This window comes from Algoriphagus formosus, assembly GCF_002807035.1.
In the GTDB taxonomy this organism is placed as follows: Bacteria; Bacteroidota; Bacteroidia; order Cytophagales; family Cyclobacteriaceae; genus Algoriphagus; species Algoriphagus formosus.
Genome location: NZ_NIUC01000005.1, coordinates 80,565 through 95,711, shown reverse-complemented (window position 1 = coordinate 95,711; position 15,147 = coordinate 80,565). Strand labels below are relative to the sequence as shown.

At 42.0% G+C, this 15,147-nt stretch carries 15 protein-coding genes; 5 read left to right on the top strand and 10 right to left on the bottom strand.

Annotated elements, in window-relative coordinates:
* The first annotated feature begins 84 nt into the window (after positions 1-84).
* Positions 85-1,176 (top strand): 6-phosphofructokinase, encoded by a 1,092-nt coding sequence (locus CDH51_RS19320; RefSeq protein ID WP_100630220.1) that lies wholly within the window; start codon positions 85-87, stop codon positions 1,174-1,176.
* Here the strand turns inward: CDH51_RS19320 and CDH51_RS19315 are convergent.
* Entirely contained in the window at positions 1,173-1,610 is a 438-nt protein-coding gene (locus CDH51_RS19315; RefSeq protein WP_100630249.1) for a DUF2214 family protein, read from the bottom strand. The genes CDH51_RS19320 and CDH51_RS19315 overlap by 4 nt on opposite strands.
* Positions 1,611-1,630: 20 nt before the next feature.
* Positions 1,631-2,377, bottom strand: a complete 747-nt coding sequence (locus CDH51_RS19310) for an MBL fold metallo-hydrolase (protein ID WP_100630219.1) — start codon at positions 2,375-2,377, stop codon at positions 1,631-1,633.
* 292 nt (positions 2,378-2,669) lie between these two features.
* On the opposite strand from CDH51_RS19310, the gene CDH51_RS19305 reads away from it, so the two are divergent.
* Positions 2,670-3,227, top strand: a complete 558-nt coding sequence (locus CDH51_RS19305) for an HdeD family acid-resistance protein (protein WP_100630218.1) — start codon at positions 2,670-2,672, stop codon at positions 3,225-3,227.
* Positions 3,228-3,244: 17 nt separating this feature from the next.
* Here the strand turns inward: CDH51_RS19305 and CDH51_RS19300 are convergent, their stop codons facing one another.
* Entirely contained in the window at positions 3,245-4,525 is a 1,281-nt protein-coding gene (locus tag CDH51_RS19300; RefSeq protein WP_100630217.1) for a metal-dependent hydrolase family protein, read from the bottom strand.
* Positions 4,526-4,771: 246 nt separating this feature from the next.
* On the opposite strand from CDH51_RS19300, the gene CDH51_RS19295 reads away from it, so the two are divergent.
* Positions 4,772-5,164, top strand: a complete 393-nt coding sequence (locus CDH51_RS19295) for a DUF2784 domain-containing protein (protein ID WP_232724867.1) — start codon at positions 4,772-4,774, stop codon at positions 5,162-5,164.
* 51 nt (positions 5,165-5,215) lie between these two features.
* On the opposite strand, the gene CDH51_RS19290 is transcribed toward CDH51_RS19295, so the two are convergent.
* The 7 genes from CDH51_RS19290 to CDH51_RS19260 form a co-directional block, all read right to left on the bottom strand.
* Positions 5,216-5,923 (bottom strand): hypothetical protein, encoded by a 708-nt coding sequence (locus tag CDH51_RS19290; protein WP_100630215.1) that lies wholly within the window; start codon positions 5,921-5,923, stop codon positions 5,216-5,218.
* Positions 5,924-5,932: 9 nt separating this feature from the next.
* Positions 5,933-6,814, bottom strand: coding sequence for a restriction endonuclease (locus tag CDH51_RS19285; RefSeq protein ID WP_100630214.1), 882 nt, complete (start codon positions 6,812-6,814; stop codon positions 5,933-5,935).
* Between the two features lie 87 nt (positions 6,815-6,901).
* Positions 6,902-7,777 carry an ORF6N domain-containing protein gene (locus CDH51_RS19280; RefSeq protein WP_100630213.1) on the bottom strand — a complete coding sequence of 292 codons (876 nt, stop codon included), beginning with the start codon at positions 7,775-7,777 and terminating at the stop codon, positions 6,902-6,904.
* A gap of 14 nt (positions 7,778-7,791) precedes the next feature.
* Positions 7,792-9,330, bottom strand: a complete 1,539-nt coding sequence (locus CDH51_RS19275) for a YifB family Mg chelatase-like AAA ATPase (RefSeq protein WP_100630212.1) — start codon at positions 9,328-9,330, stop codon at positions 7,792-7,794.
* A 57-nt stretch (positions 9,331-9,387) separates the two neighbouring features.
* The gene (locus tag CDH51_RS19270; protein ID WP_100630211.1) at positions 9,388-9,759 is read right to left on the bottom strand and encodes a hypothetical protein; all 372 of its coding nucleotides are present in this window, start codon (positions 9,757-9,759) and stop codon (positions 9,388-9,390) included.
* Between the two features lie 29 nt (positions 9,760-9,788).
* Positions 9,789-11,621 (bottom strand): ABC transporter ATP-binding protein, encoded by a 1,833-nt coding sequence (locus CDH51_RS19265; protein ID WP_100630210.1) that lies wholly within the window; start codon positions 11,619-11,621, stop codon positions 9,789-9,791.
* 100 nt (positions 11,622-11,721) lie between these two features.
* Positions 11,722-13,425, bottom strand: a complete 1,704-nt coding sequence (locus CDH51_RS19260; protein ID WP_232724866.1) for a hypothetical protein — start codon at positions 13,423-13,425, stop codon at positions 11,722-11,724.
* 207 nt (positions 13,426-13,632) lie between these two features.
* On the opposite strand from CDH51_RS19260, the gene CDH51_RS19255 reads away from it, so the two are divergent.
* Both CDH51_RS19255 and CDH51_RS19250 read left to right on the top strand, forming a co-directional pair.
* Positions 13,633-13,875 (top strand): type B 50S ribosomal protein L31, encoded by a 243-nt coding sequence (locus tag CDH51_RS19255; RefSeq protein WP_100630209.1) that lies wholly within the window; start codon positions 13,633-13,635, stop codon positions 13,873-13,875.
* Between the two features lie 69 nt (positions 13,876-13,944).
* Positions 13,945-15,135, top strand: a complete 1,191-nt coding sequence (locus CDH51_RS19250) for a GlmU family protein (protein WP_100630208.1) — start codon at positions 13,945-13,947, stop codon at positions 15,133-15,135.
* The last annotated feature ends 12 nt before the right edge of the window (positions 15,136-15,147 follow it).

The window sequence follows — 15,147 nt, the reverse complement described above, 5'->3', positions numbered from 1 at the left end:
ACCTGCCTGCAGCAGGCAGGGATTCCATCCCGTTTCCTTTGTCACGGGACAGGTTGTGACAATTGAAAAGCATATTATAAACACATGAAAAAGGTATTGATTACAACTGGCGGTGGAGACTGTCCGGGATTGAATGCAGTGATCCGAGGAATCACCAAAAGAGCAGCAAAGACTGGTGAATGGCAGGTTTGGGGAAGTTTTGAGGCTTTCAACGGGCTGATGGAAGATCCTCCGAGGTTGATGCAGCTAAATGAATCCAATACCGCTGGAATCCATGTACAAGGTGGCACCCTAATCGGTACTACCAATAAAGGCAACCCAATACGATTTCCGGTCAAAAAAGCAGATGGAACCATTGAAATTGAGAACCGTCTCCCTTTATTGATTCAGAAAATCAAGGATCAAGGGTTTGATGCCGTAATAAATATTGGAGGGGATGGTTCCCAGGAAATTTCCCAAGCGCTATTTGAGCAAGGCATACCAGTAGTAGGTGTACCAAAGACGATTGATAATGATCTGTCTTCCACTGATTTTACTTTTGGTTTTCAGACAGCTGTACAGGTAGCCTCAGATTCTTTGGACCGGTTGGTGACCACGGCTGCAAGTCATCATCGGGTGATGATTATGGAAGTGATGGGTCGAAATGCTGGTTGGATTGCCCTCTACACAGCACTTTCCGGAGGAGCTGAAATTTGCCTCATACCGGAGATTCCTTACGACTTAGAAAAGGTGATTGATCGAATCAAGTCCCGCTATGATGATGGACGTGGATTTGTCAATATTGTCATCGCTGAAGGCGCATATGCCAAAGATGGGACGATCACCTCCACGAAAGGCGAGGAGGGGCGTCAGGCAGTTAAATTAGGTGGAGTTGCTTTTACACTCAGTCAGCAGCTCAAAGATGCAGGCTTGGAAGCAGATATCCGTGAGACAATTCTAGGACATATTCAGCGTGGAGGCACTCCAGTCGCTTTTGACAGAGTGATTGCCTCTGTTTTTGGAGTGAAAGCGATGGAATTGGTTTTGGATGGAAAATTCGGTCAATTGGTCGTGCTTCGAAATAATGACTTTTCCTCAGCTCCGATCAAGGAAGCGATTAGTACCTACAACGTGGTAGATCCATCCGGTACTTTGGTTCAGGCAGCCAAAGGAATGGGGATGTGTTTTGGGGATTAGAATATTCTGATTCCTTTTGCCATTAGCCCAGCAAAAAGTGGGATTAATGCCAGCAGAATCAGCTCTGCCCTCAAAGACCAATGAACCAAGGATGGGATTTTTACGATGTCAGTGGCATCTCCTTTTCCATTTTTGATGAAAAAAACTGTCGGATAGATTGAGATCAGGCCGATCAATACAAAAAGGCCAAGCTTGAGGTGGAAGGTTGGATTTTCGCTATAGAACTCAGTGGGTTTTCCATATCCACCAAGCCAAAGCGTCAGGCCTACACCAAGCAGAATCAGGGCAGAAATGCCATAGACTGCATCAATTTGGCCTAGGAGACGAATCTCTTTTTTCTCTAAAGAACTCTTCAAAAGAAAAAACTCGGCAATCAAAGTTCCTGAAAGGGTTATGACGGAGATGAAGTGTAGATAGCGGAGGAGGATTTCCATTAAGGTTTGTTCGGTGTAATTTAATTCTCTGGATACCAATTTCTCAATCTTACATCTACTCCAGGGGCGGTCGAATTGACAAGAGATCTAAACTTCTCAACATCTGCCAGACCTCCTGTACCCCGATAATGGTAAGGATAAACGACTTTGGGCTTAAAGTCCGATACGGCACTAGCAGCCTGATCCACATCCATGGTGTAAGGAAGGTTCATGCATACAAAGGCAACATCGATCCCTTCCAAAGATCTCATTTCGGGAATATCCTCTGTATCTCCTGAGAAATAGAATTTTTTACCATCTAGCTCTACAATATAGCCATTGCCTCGTCCTTTTGGATGGCGGCTATCGGCTGTCTCTGGTAGATTGTACATGGGAATAGCTTCCACATTATGTCCCAAAATGCTTTTCATCTCTCCATTGCCGATCACTACGATACTTTTATATTTCTCAGCAGGAAGTTGCGCCGCGACTGCCTGCGGGGCAACTATAGTAGCTTGAGAAAGATCTAGACCATCCAGCGTTTCCTGATTGAGGTGGTCACCATGGATATCTGTGATCAATACCAGATCGGCGGGACCAAAAGACTCAAATCGCTCCGCTCCTCCATAAGGGTCAACGAAGATGGTCAAATCATTATATTCTAAAGCCAACGAACCATGCAAAATTGGATTGATTTCTACTTGAGATCGATCAGTTTTAACGATGTCTTGACCTTGTGCATAAAATGAGAAAACTATTAAAAACAGTGTGAGAGCTTTCTTTATCATTTCAATTTTGGATTTAATGTAAGATTTGATTCTTTATGATTTTTGTTATGGTAAAATAACCTTTCCAGCGACTCAAGGTTTAATGATTTTTTCAAACGGTCATGAAATTCACTTTGGTTAATTTAGGAAAAAAAGAGTCAGATATTCAGTAGAATGAAATTTTAAGAGAGAAAATTCTTTTCTGAAAGAAGTTTTTGTAGATTTATTTTGAGAGGATTAGTATTGTTTGGCCAGGATCTTCTCCTATAGCTCAATTTTCTTGTTTAAATATTCATTTAACTATAAAATCGTGATGAAATCAATTTTTAAAAAATGGTGGGTAATCCTAATTCAGGGGCTTCTTTTTGTGATCCTAGGGATTTATGTGATGCGTCATCCAACTGATATGTTGGCAGGTCTTTCCTTTTGGTTGGGGATTTTGACATTAGTAGCAGGAACTACAGGGCTTTTGGGCTACTTTTTTGCACCAAAAGAAGAAAGAGAAAATCAGTCCCTTTTTTGGAGTGTGTTGACAGCTATTCTGGCTGTACTGATGCTGGCAAACCTAGTGGCCACTATGAAACTAATCACCATCTTCTTTGGGCTATGGCTGTTTTCTACCGGAGCATTTCTGGCTATTCAAGGTTGGAGCTTAAAAGAAGCAATCAGTTTTGGATGGGTTATTTTTGGACTGGGATTGATAGCAGTCATTGGAGGAGTTATGATGGTTTTTGATATCGGTAAAGGAGCTGTCGGAGTCAGTGTGTTCCTAGGGCTTCAGGCGGTATTGGCTGGTATTGGTTTTATTATCCTTGCTTTTTTGAAGCGTTTTCTAAAAAAACGACTAGAAAGTAGTCGTTTTATGAGCTAGGATAATTTGGGAGCCTATTATTCATCAGACAAAATAACCTTTCCTCCCTTCATCACGAATTTCACTCTTGTCAATTCATAGATATCATCAAGAGGGTTATCCTTTGTCGCGATAATATCAGCAAACTTCCCGGATTCAATCGTACCGATCTCCTGGTCTTTGCCTAATAATTCAGCATTGACACGGGTACCCGCTTGAATTGCTTTCATGGGTGACATACCCAATTTGACCAATTCTCCAAATTCGTTGGCTGCAAAATTGGGAGGGAATCCCACATTGTCTGAGCCAATTCCAATTTTCACTCCCCGTTCAATCGCTTTTTTATACATACGATTGGTGGGTTCCTGATACTTTTTATGGAGAGCGACACTTTTGGCTTGGGCAGGATCACCATCCCAATTGTTCACGGCATACTCTCCGATGTAAATCGTAGGAATCAAGTAAGTCCCATGCTCAAGAAATAGGTCAATACTTTCATCGGATAGAAATGTACCATGCTCAATAGACCGAACTCCCATCCGGATAGCCATATTGATCCCTTCGGTAGAATGGGCATGAGCCATGACAGGAACTCCACGTCTTTCGGCTTCCTGAATGACTGTTTGAAGTTCTTCTTCACTGAAATGTACGTTTTGTGGATTGTCGCCTGCAGACATGAATGCTCCTGTCACCAGTACTTTGATCCAATCGCTGCCGTTTTTTAGTTCCTGGCGAACAGCTTTCCGAACTTCATCCACACCATCCACGACTAGCCCGTCCGCAATGAGTTTTTGCTCTGGAGAAAAATTATTGATATCTCCACCACCACCTGTAATGGATAGGTAGTGTCCTGCACCGTAAATCCGGGGACCTTCAAACATCCCTTGATTGATAGCATCCCGAATTTCCAAATGCGCATATTGCACATCCGCATCTCCGGCTATACGCAAGGTTGTCCAACCTTCTTTGAGCCAGGTTTGAACTGTTTTGAGTCCACGAAGTGCATTAAATGCTGAAGAGCCTTTTAGGAAATTGGTTTGATAGGCGCTGCCATAAATCAAAGGATGTACATGAGCATCAATGAGTCCGGGTAAAACCGTGTATTCCGAAAGGTCAATTAAAGTGTATTCCTCACTGAGTAGACTTTGATCTCCGACCGCTACGATTCGCTCTCCCTCGATCAAAATAACTTGATTGTTTAAAACCTGATCATTGCTTGCTGTAATCAGTTTACCACAGAGAATTGCCGTTTTTTCTTGAGCTAGGGAAAGATGGGAAGTTATTGCTATTAGAATTAGAAGGAAAATTGTCTTTTTCATTTTTTAATAATTCGGTTTTTCTTCCAGATAACCTGCCTCAAACTATGCTTGGCTTAATCCCAGCTTCTGGTAGAAAAGCTTGATTTCATGCTTCAATATTACCAATAGATTTAATATCACAAGCAAAGCTGTAATTTGAGAAGGGATTTAGAAACTTAACACTTTGAATATTTCGTAAATCTGAAAGTAAATCTATTTCTTCTTTTGAATTGAAAAATCCGGAAAATGACCATTTTGATACCAATTATGAGTACTTCACTAATTCTGGCAGATTGGTTTTTTGTCATTTTTCATTCGGTACTTATCCTTTTTAATCTTTTTGGTTGGGTATGGAGAAAAACCAGAAAAGCCCACCTCATTACGATTAGCCTCACGCTACTTTCTTGGGGTTTTCTGGGGATTTGGTACGGTTGGGGTTATTGTCCGCTGACTGACTGGCATTGGCAAGTATTGGAAAGAATGGGTACTGAAGGACTGCCCAATTCATATATCAGCTATCTTTTGGAACGTCTTCTAAACTGGCAGCCCAATCAAGAGTGGGTGGATATGGGTACCCTAGCCTTTACCCTTTTGGCACTTGGGATGTCGATTTGGGTGAATTTTTGGAAAAGGAGATCTACAGCAAAGATTTCTGAATAATAAAAGTTTGTGCAGAATGAATCAGGGCTGTTGTATGACTCTTTTACAAAATCAATTCTGATTTCGACTTCTGTAGTGATTGATCATGTCTTTTACATAATCTCTATACCACCTGATTGGACATTCCATCAGAAAATCTTCGAATAATTGGGTTTTTTCCTCTCCTGCAATATCTTTTTTTAGAATGATTTTACCCATGCGTACGTTCCATTCTAAATTCGTTTTGTCTAAAAAGTCAATCATTTCAAGAGGTTTGAGGTCCTTTTCTTCAAATCCCAAACTTTCCACGACAAAATCAATTTTATCCTGAAATCTCGGATCAAATTCCCAATCTGCATCATGGCAAAGATCTACATACTCTTTTAATAAGTCTAAAGTATCAAAACCCTCTTCTTGGTTTTTTTCAGGCAGGAGATTTTGCTCCAAGTGAGAGAATGCCGTGTTTAAATTCCTAAGTAGTCGATTTGTCCGGATAAGTAGCAGGATGTAAAGGTGTTTTCCTGCGGTATCCTTTGGGGCATCCTGAGCATTGATTTCTTCTAGGAGGGGTAGAGCCTTTTTATACTCCTCTTGGTCAAAATAGATATTTGCAAGTTGAGTCTTTGTCATGTACTCGACTAGCTCAAGGGGATAGTCTGCTTTGACAGTATCAATATAATCCAACGTGAACTGGATTTTGGTTTCCGTATCTGCATCCCGAAGCTCTCGGTAAAGTTTTAGGATAAATTCCTTGGAAAAAAATTCGTTAGAGTGGGGCATTATGGAGTTTTATTGGCCTTCGAAAAAATCTTCATCAAGTTCTTTAACCGTGTAGGTTGATTTTATTTGTACCCCCACTTCATATTCATGCATTAAGGTCACCAGTCTTTCCCCATCAATTAAGATTATATTGTGATGAGCAAACTTTGCTTTGTCGATTGCTCCCTTATCAAATTCAGAAGTGGTAACGAAAATGCCTTTTGATGTATCCCCACTCATGGCTCCAATAAAATTCCGAATGTCTTTTTCTCTTACTTTATTGGAATCGAATCTTTTGGCCTGGATGTAAATTTTATCAAGCCCTAATTTGTCTTCGTTGATTATTCCATCAATGCCGCCATCACCAGATTTTGGGGTTTCTAAAAAGTCTCCATACCCCATTTTCTTGAAAAGTTTGAGGACAACCTTTTCAAAATAATAAGGATCTATAGCCTTTAACTTTTCTAAAAGCTCTGATTTCACTTGGTTTTCTAATTCTGCAATTCCTCGATCTATTAAATCCTGTGGAGTTGAAGATTTAATTTCTGTTTCTTTTGAAATCCCCTTGGACTTTTCCTCCGAATAGAAGTCAAAAAGACCACTTTCTGATTCTAGGTCTTTTAGTTTTAAATCTCCGATTTGATTAAGTCCCTTCTCTGAAATTTGAACGATCCCTCTTTTTGGATAATGTATGTAACCTCCTTTTTTCAAATAAGACTTACCCCAAGCTATTCTGTTTTCAATTAAAATTTCTCCGCTTTTGGTTTTTTCCTCTAATAAGTCTTTCGGAAGATCCGAATAGTATTTTTGAATGACCGATTTGATTAGATCTCTATGATGAACAGGTTTTCCATCTTTGAGTATATCCAAAATGGGATTGAATGTTTCGTGAAACTTTGGAATTTCTTTCATTTTTTAATTTTAATATTCATCATTATTTACCTTGCCCACCCTTATAGGTCTAATCTCCAATCGATTGGTTCTAGAAATAAACATTTTTTATAACTCTCTTTCTAATTCATTCATTAGGATATCTGTAAAATCATCCATTCTAGAAAAAGCAAACCACTTTTTCCCAAGGTCTTTTAGTGAAGCTCCAAAGTGGTAAAGCTCTGACTTGTCTATAATTATAAAACGATCGTGACTTTTTGAAAATAATTTCAGACTTGCATTAGGATATTGCTGTGTGAATTTTTCAAAATCCAGCTTGAGCTTATTGCTAACTTCCTTGGTATAAAAGGTAATTGATACCCCTGGAGAGCATTTACTCAATAGGATCAAAACAGACTCATCGAGGTAATTGTCAATAATGATGATTTCCTCTTTTGGTTTTTTTATCAGTTTTGCCAGAAATACATAGGCGTCAAAAATCTGTCCGTTGAAAAAAATCCCTTTTTCCGGACTAAGCTGGTTCTTTTCCAAGGCATGGAACAATTGATCAAACTTTTTATCATTCTCAATCTGCTTGATTTCCAATTGGTCCAGTCGTTGAAACAGGGTCGCGTTTTGTCCCAAAAATCTGCGCATTTCCACAAATGCCTGTATGATCTGGATACTCACTTGGATCGCTGTTTCTGTTTTGAGAACGGCTGAAAGCATGGCGATACCTTGCTCTGTGAATACTGTTGGCACAGTTCTTCTGCCTCCGTGAGAAGTTGAGGTTCCAATTTGGAACTTCAAGTTGGACCACTCTTTTTCTGATAATTGAAAAGCAAATGCTACTGGAAAACGCTCTTGGTTTCTTTTGACTGCACGATTAATGAATTTTGTTTCTGTTCCATACAAGACTGCCAAGTCACTATCCAGCATCACCTGCTGTCCTCTGACAGTATGAATTTGGTTTTCTATTTCTTGTTTCGATGGAATATTCATCATTTACTCATAAGAAATCACCCCGCCCAACCTTCACGATCTAAGCTTCGGTATTGAATGGCCTCGGCTAGGTGTTCTACTTTGATGTCCTTGCTGTCGGCAATATCGGCTATGGTCCGGGCAACTTTCAGGATGCGGTCATAGGCACGGGCAGAAAGTCCCAACCGCTCCATGGCGGTTTTCAGCAGGGCTTTTCCAGCTTCATGGATTTGGCAAACTTCCTTGACCATATGTGAAGGCATCATGGCATTGCAGTAGACTTCGGGATTGTTTTGGAAGCGTTCTTTTTGTCTTTCTCGACCCTGAATCACTCGCTCACGGATAGCTTTGCTGGACTCTGCTTTTCGCGTGGAGGTCATCTCGTCAAATTTCACTGGAGTGACTTCCACATGTAGATCGATTCGGTCGAGTAGGGGACCACTCACCTTATTGAGGTAGCGTTGCACGATCCCGGGGCCACAGACGCATTCCTTTTCGGGATGGTTGTAGTAGCCACAAGGGCAGGGGTTCATACTGGCGATCAGCATAAAGTTGGCTGGATAGTCTACCGAAACTTTAGCTCGAGAGATGGTGACTTTCCGTTCTTCCAAGGGTTGTCGCATCACCTCGAGGACTGTCCGTTTGAATTCCGGGAGTTCATCCAGAAACAGCACACCATTATGCGCTAGGGAGATTTCTCCGGGTTGGGGGTTCCCTCCGCCGCCAACTAAAGCAACGTCTGAAATAGTATGGTGGGGACTCCGGAAGGGTCGATTGGCAAGCAGTGATGCGTTTTTTCCAAGCTTTCCAGCTACTGAGTGGATTTTTGTAGCTTCCAAGGCTTCCTGCAGCGAGAGTGGAGGTAGAATAGAAGGAAGCCGTTTGGCAAGCATAGTTTTTCCCGCTCCAGGAGGGCCGATCATGATCACATTATGGCCACCCGCTGCGGCGATTTCCATGGCTCGCTTGATATTTTCCTGGCCTTGCACATCCGCAAAGTCAAACTCCACATCATCTAAGGAGTGATAGAAAATCTCCCGTGTATCGGTAACTAAGGGTTCGATCTCCAAATCCCCCATCAAAAAATCAGCGGCCTGTTGAAGGGTCTCTACTCCTATGATATCCAAATTATTGACAATGGAAGCCTCCTTTGCATTTTCGAGGGGAAGGATAAAACCCTTGAATCCGCGCTTTCGGGCTTCGATGGCGATAGGTAGTACGCCTTTGATTGGTCTGAGATTACCATCTAAGGATAGCTCACCCATGATGACATAGCGATCTAGCTCAGGAAATTCCACTTGCTCTGAAGCTTGCAAGATTCCCATGGCGATCGGAAGGTCGTAGGCTGAGCCTTCTTTCCGAATGTCGGCAGGGGCTAGATTGATGACCACCTTCTGCCTCGGCATTCGAAATCCGAAGTACTTCAGCGCGGATTCCACCCGCTGCTGAGATTCCTTGACCGCCGAGTCGGGTAGTCCCACCATGTAGAAACTGGTACCTTGTCCGACATTGACTTCTATTGTGATGAGATTGGCATCAACTCCCGATACCGCACTGCCAAAAGTTTTTGCTACCATAATAAAAAAGGAAACCGTTTTTGGTTTCCTTAATATACAGGTTTCGGATTGAAACCGTTAATCTTCGGTAAAATTTTGTCTTGGAGGAATTGACCCAGAATCTCCTTCTGAAGGTTTTTGTGGTGTCTCCTTCTTGGGTTTGTCCATTGTCTTGGGATGCTCAAAATCGTAAATTTTGGCTTTTAAGGAATTCATTTCAGACTCCATTTTTTTGATTTTTCCATTTAGGGAGGATTTTACAGCTTTTCCTATCAACCACGAAATCAAGAAAAGGACCAAGCCAGTGAGCATGATTTTGACGACCGAATTGGAAGTGACCTCTGCAATACCCACGAGGTTTCCCATGGTGTCGAATGCAATGAAAAAGATCAAAATGCCTACAAAATAGACAAGGAGAATAATCTGAAGAATCCTGTGAAATTTTTGCATGGGTATAAATATTAAATCATTCGAATATACTAAACGGACTGAATACTGGAAAGCTTTTGGTACAAGCCCTGCTCCTGAATCAAGTCTTGGTGGCTTCCCCGCTGTATGATTTTTCCTTGCTCAATGACCAAAATTTCATCGGCATGCTGAATAGTGCTTAGTCGATGTGCAATGACCAAGGTAGTCCGGTTTTTCATTAATTGGGTTAGGGCCTCCTGAACCAGTTTTTCGGATTCAGAATCCAAAGCTGAAGTAGCCTCATCCAGAATCAAAATAGGTGGGTTTTTGAGGACTGCTCGGGCAATGCTGAGGCGTTGTCGCTGTCCTCCGGAAAGTTTGCCGCCTCGCTCTCCAATGCTGCTTTGATAGCCATTTTCCATTTTGAGGATAAAATCATGAGCATTGGCAATTTTAGCTGCTTCGATGACGGCTTCCTCTGTCACTCCCTCCAGCCCAAAGGCGATATTGTTGAATACGGTATCGTTGAAAAGTATCGATTCTTGGGTCACAATACCCATTTGTTTTCGAAGAGATTGCAAGTCGAGGTCTTGGAGATTGACTCCGTCGATCAGGATTTTTCCCTCACTGGGATCATAGAATCTTGGAACCAAATCAGCTAAAGTGGATTTACCCCCTCCCGAAGGACCAACCAATGCAATGGTCTTTCCTTTTTCTAAATCAAAATCTATATCACTTAGCACTCGCTTATCCCCATAGGAAAAGCTGACATGCTGAAAAGAAATTCTGTCCTGAAAGCCCTGAAGTTTCTCGGCTTTTGCTTTGGATTGGATTTTTGGCTGTGTATCCACTACTTCGAATATCCGCTCTGCCGAAGCAATACCTCGCTGTATGCTTGAAACAGCCCGGGAAATTTCCTTTGCCGGATTGAGTACTTGCGTGAAAATGATAATGTAGGTGATAAATTCTGCTGCATCCAGGCTGGATTCACCACTGAGAACCAAGCTTCCTCCATAGACCAGTATGCCTGCCACTACGGTCACTCCCAAAAATTGAGAAATGGGAGAAGCAAGCTCGTTTTTACGAGCCATGTTAATATTGACTGCCGCATATTGATCGGTTTCTTCGTCAAATTTCCCAAACATAAAACGCTCCGCATTGAAGGCCTTGATGACCCGCATGCCACCCAGCGTTTCATCCAAAATATTGACGATTCGTCCTAAACTCTGTTGACTTTCTACAGCTCGTTTTTTTAGTCTTCGGGTGATGCCTCCAATGATTGCCCCTGAGATAGGAATCAATAAAATGGTGAAAATGGTCAATTTGACTGACATGAAAAATAGAACCGCGAAATAGAGGATGATCGTAGCAGGTTCACGGAAAACTACCCGAAGAGACTGTACAATGGTGTTTTCAACCTCCTGCACGTCATTCGTCATTTTGGACATCAAATCACCCTTTCGCTCATCAGAAAAATAACCCAAGTGAAGCCCACTCACTCTCTGGAAAATATCGGTGCGCATTCCCTTGATGACTTTTGCCCGAACTTTAGCCAAAACTACCCCTGATAGGTAAGTGAAGAGGTTGGCCAAAAAGACGGAAAATACAATTACTATGCAGACAAAGGCTAGTGTACCCACTTTGCCATAGCTTTCCTGAGCCTGAATAAAATAATGATTGAACAGCCCAGAGAAATAGGAAAGACTTAATTCAAAGGAAGGAGCTTCCCGAAACTGATCAAGCTTATCTGCCGAAACTTGATCAAAAATCACATCAAAAAGTGGCTTGAGAAGGGTGAAATTGACTAAGCCAAAAATAATGGACAGTAAGGTGTAAAGAATATAAGCAGGAACGAACTTGCCATAGGGTCTGGCATAGGACAGGATCCTTAGATGGGTCTTCATGAAGTAAACAAGCCAATTTTGGCCTGCAAGTTACGCAAATTTAGTGAGGAGCTTTCCACTTGGATGGTCAGAATCGTGATTCCAGGAAAGCTCTTCAAACTCAAAAGTTATATTCCGGACGAATGAAATTCCATCGTAAACCCAACTGAATGACTTGGGAATTATCAGGGGCATCGAGATCTTGTGCTGTTCGTCTTCGGAATATATGTGTGGCATCCACAAAGAGATTATGCTTGAGCATGTAGCTAGCCACCAGATTTGTTTGGATTACCTTATTCTCGATTCCTTGTCCAGTCACATTTCCAAAAAGGCCTGTCGGACTTCCTTCCAGCCTGTTTTTCAGGATATCTCCTCCCCAGTTCGTCTCCTGATCAGGGTCTGTGCCGTACAGTTGGTAGTTACCAAGAAAAGTTAGCTGTAGTTTCGGAATGGGTTGATATCGAAGTATGCCCAAAAACTCCTTGAAATTGGCGCCTAGGGGGTGAGTCAGTGGAGTCCGCCAGTTGGTGAAAGATTGATAGTCAAATTTTTCCTGAAAGGTATAAGGCCTAGCGGTGTTGAATTCTAGCTGAAGGTCTAAGTTTGATAGACCCAATACATTGATGTATTTATAACCTGCTTGGACGCCGTACTTATTTCTTTTTGAGCCTTTACCATCTATTCCGAAGAATTCATTGAATACAAACTCATCCAGCGCAAACTGACCGTAGAGTTGCATTCCAGGTCGGAAATTCCATTTCGCATCCATCCCTAGCATCACTTTGTCGGGTGTTCCGAGCTGCTGCTCTACCCAGCGAAAGAAGACAATGGGGTTGAAGTAATTGAAATTGACCTTATCCGTCATGACAGACTCAAAGAAACCGAGATTCAGTTTTTTGCCGATATCGACTCCCAATCGATGCATAGAGAAATACTTCTGGGGATAGCGTCCGTCTGTGGGTCTTCCTCTGTCAAAAATCACATCTGCGGTCATCTGGGTCCAGAGATTAGTCAGCTGAAATCTTCCAAACCGTGTATTGATTTTGACAAACATGTAGGGGTTTGAAAAATCGGAAAGCAGAAAGGAGCGATATCCCTCACCAATGAAATTGCGATCATGTCCAACCTGCGCCTGAATGCTTTTGGTCAGGTGAAAGTTGACATGTCCTCTAGCTGAGAAAAAGCTGTATCCGCTTGAATTGTATTCTTTCCAAAAACCTTCACCAGGGACGGCTCCTCGGTATTCAGCATAGTCTTTTACCCAACTTGGGAAAAACAATTCAGTAGTCGTGAGGTAGGTGAAAAAGCTCACTTTTTTATCAATCGCTCCACGTACTACAAATCCACGGCTGAGTTGAGCCGGGCGATCCTCGTAGTCATTTTCCATGCCTCCGGCCAAATAAATAACTGGGCTGAGATGAATATCAAAGTCCTCCGAGTAGGAATGGGCAAAGTCTCCAGGACGTCGGTAAAGCTTTTTGAGAAAAGGTTTCTTGGAATCAGGAGTCTCTTGATTTACAAATTCCCAATTATCCTGAGCGAGATAGGAGAGGTTGAATCGATCCGAAGCAGTTTGGATGACCGGGTCCTGAGCGAGGCTGTCTAAAAATAGGGCCAGTTTATCCCTTCGTATGGGTTTGTAGCCTGTCTGAAAAAAGGGATTGTTGTACCCTTGGAGAATTTCGTATCGCTCAAATCGGTGATAGTAGTCCCGCTCAAAAGGGATGTAACTTCCTTGTGCCAAGCTGTCCAAAGCGAAAACACTAGAGAAAAGGACGATGATTAGAGTTGATATAGATTTATCCCAAGAAAAGAGCTGCTTCATGTAGGGCTGATATTTAAATAGTGAGCCCTTTATGGGCTGTTTAAATCGAAAAATAGTAGTTTTGTATTCTACTCAGTTGCCGTAAGGGCAATTTCTGCTAAAAAAAGTCTGATGATCAGATTATTTTTAGCAAAGATTTTGTCTCTTTTTACAAAAAGGGTAACTTTGTGCCTCATTTGAGCAAGCGCCGACAAAAACACTGAAAATATGAAAAAAGATATTCATCCAAACTACAGACCAGTAGTCTTTTATGACACTTCTTCTGAGTTTAAATTCTTGACCCAGTCCACTATCGAAACCAGCGAGACAATCGTTTGGGAAGATGGTAATGAATATCCCCTATACAAAATAGAGGTAAGTTCTCAGTCTCACCCTTTCTACACCGGAAAGAAGATGCTTTTGGATACTGCTGGTCGAGTAGAGAAATTCAACAGAAGATACAAGAAGTAAGCTTCAATATCCTTCTGCTAAAAAGTCTTCCAGAGCAAAGTTTCTGGGAGACTTTTTTATTTTTGCCTCATGGAAAACATCCTTTTGTTTGATGACCCTTCGATTCGTGGGGCGCTGCTACCTTTCACTTTTACCCGTCCCATCGCTGATATCAGAGTAGGTATTTTGAAAATATCCGAAAAATGGGCGCAGTTCTCAGGTTCTACCCCTTCTTTTTTGACCCAAGACTATCTGCAGGACCTTTTTCCTCGTCAAGCTGGCGCTCATTTAGCTGTAAACGGAGCACTTATTCCCACACCAGAATTATGGGAGGAATTTGGCAAGTTAAGTGATGGACAGGCGCTGTATTTTGGGAAAACCCTCGTAGCTAGCTATATCGGTGAAACTGAAAAAAATCTAGGTCTGGTATCAAAAAAGCAAGCTGTCCAGCTTGATTTTGAGCCTGTCATGATTCAAAAGAGTTGGGAGATTTTCCAGTTTAATGGCAGAGAAATTCGACGGGATTTTGAGCTTTTGACTAAGGACCGAAAAAGTCAAGCCATCACAGACCCTCACACCAAAGTCTATTCTCCTGAAAATATTTTCATCGAAGAAGGGGCCGTCATTAGGGCATCTATTTTGAATGCTGAGGGAGGACCGATCTATATCGGAAAGAATACAGAAATCCAAGAAGGTTCTCTGATTCGTGGACCTTTTGCCCTTTGTGAAGGCTCTACGGTGAATATGGGTGCAAAACTCCGGGGAGATACCACAATAGGCCCTCATTCCAAAGTAGGAGGTGAGGTTTCCAATTCGGTGATTTTTGGGTATTCCAATAAAGGCCACGAGGGCTTTTTGGGAAATTCGGTCATCGGTGAGTGGTGTAACTTAGGAGCGGATACGAATACAAGCAACTTGAAAAACAACTACGCTCCTGTCAAACTTTGGGATTATATCCGAGGAGGATTTACCAATACCGGGTTGCAGTTTTGTGGATTGATGATGGGAGACCATTCCAAATGTGGGATCAATACCATGTTTAATACAGGGACTGTTGTGGGGGTAGGAGCAAATATCTTTGGAGATGGTTTTCCAAGAAATTTCATCCCTTCATTCGCCTGGGGTGGAGCAGCAGGTTTTTCTACCTTCCAGTTTCCAAAATTTCTCCAAACTGCCCAAGCCGTCATGCAGCGCAGAAAAGTTGAGCTTGGGGAAAAAGACCAAGAAATGCTTCAGAAAGTTTTTGATTTCAGCAAGAACTACAGAATTTGGGAAAAATAATATAATACCTCA

Coding starts and splice junctions, on each gene's coding strand:
- CDH51_RS19320 (WP_100630220.1), top strand. CDS start 85: ATGAAAAAGGTATTGATTACAACTGGCGGTGGAGACTGTCCGGGATTG.
- CDH51_RS19315 (WP_100630249.1), bottom strand. CDS start 1,610: ATGGAAATCCTCCTCCGCTATCTACACTTCATCTCCGTCATAACCCTT.
- CDH51_RS19310 (WP_100630219.1), bottom strand. CDS start 2,377: ATGATAAAGAAAGCTCTCACACTGTTTTTAATAGTTTTCTCATTTTAT.
- CDH51_RS19305 (WP_100630218.1), top strand. CDS start 2,670: ATGAAATCAATTTTTAAAAAATGGTGGGTAATCCTAATTCAGGGGCTT.
- CDH51_RS19300 (WP_100630217.1), bottom strand. CDS start 4,525: ATGAAAAAGACAATTTTCCTTCTAATTCTAATAGCAATAACTTCCCAT.
- CDH51_RS19295 (WP_232724867.1), top strand. CDS start 4,772: ATGAGTACTTCACTAATTCTGGCAGATTGGTTTTTTGTCATTTTTCAT.
- CDH51_RS19290 (WP_100630215.1), bottom strand. CDS start 5,923: ATGCCCCACTCTAACGAATTTTTTTCCAAGGAATTTATCCTAAAACTT.
- CDH51_RS19285 (WP_100630214.1), bottom strand. CDS start 6,814: ATGAAAGAAATTCCAAAGTTTCACGAAACATTCAATCCCATTTTGGAT.
- CDH51_RS19280 (WP_100630213.1), bottom strand. CDS start 7,777: ATGATGAATATTCCATCGAAACAAGAAATAGAAAACCAAATTCATACT.
- CDH51_RS19275 (WP_100630212.1), bottom strand. CDS start 9,330: ATGGTAGCAAAAACTTTTGGCAGTGCGGTATCGGGAGTTGATGCCAAT.
- CDH51_RS19270 (WP_100630211.1), bottom strand. CDS start 9,759: ATGCAAAAATTTCACAGGATTCTTCAGATTATTCTCCTTGTCTATTTT.
- CDH51_RS19265 (WP_100630210.1), bottom strand. CDS start 11,621: ATGAAGACCCATCTAAGGATCCTGTCCTATGCCAGACCCTATGGCAAG.
- CDH51_RS19260 (WP_232724866.1), bottom strand. CDS start 13,425: ATGAAGCAGCTCTTTTCTTGGGATAAATCTATATCAACTCTAATCATC.
- CDH51_RS19255 (WP_100630209.1), top strand. CDS start 13,633: ATGAAAAAAGATATTCATCCAAACTACAGACCAGTAGTCTTTTATGAC.
- CDH51_RS19250 (WP_100630208.1), top strand. CDS start 13,945: ATGGAAAACATCCTTTTGTTTGATGACCCTTCGATTCGTGGGGCGCTG.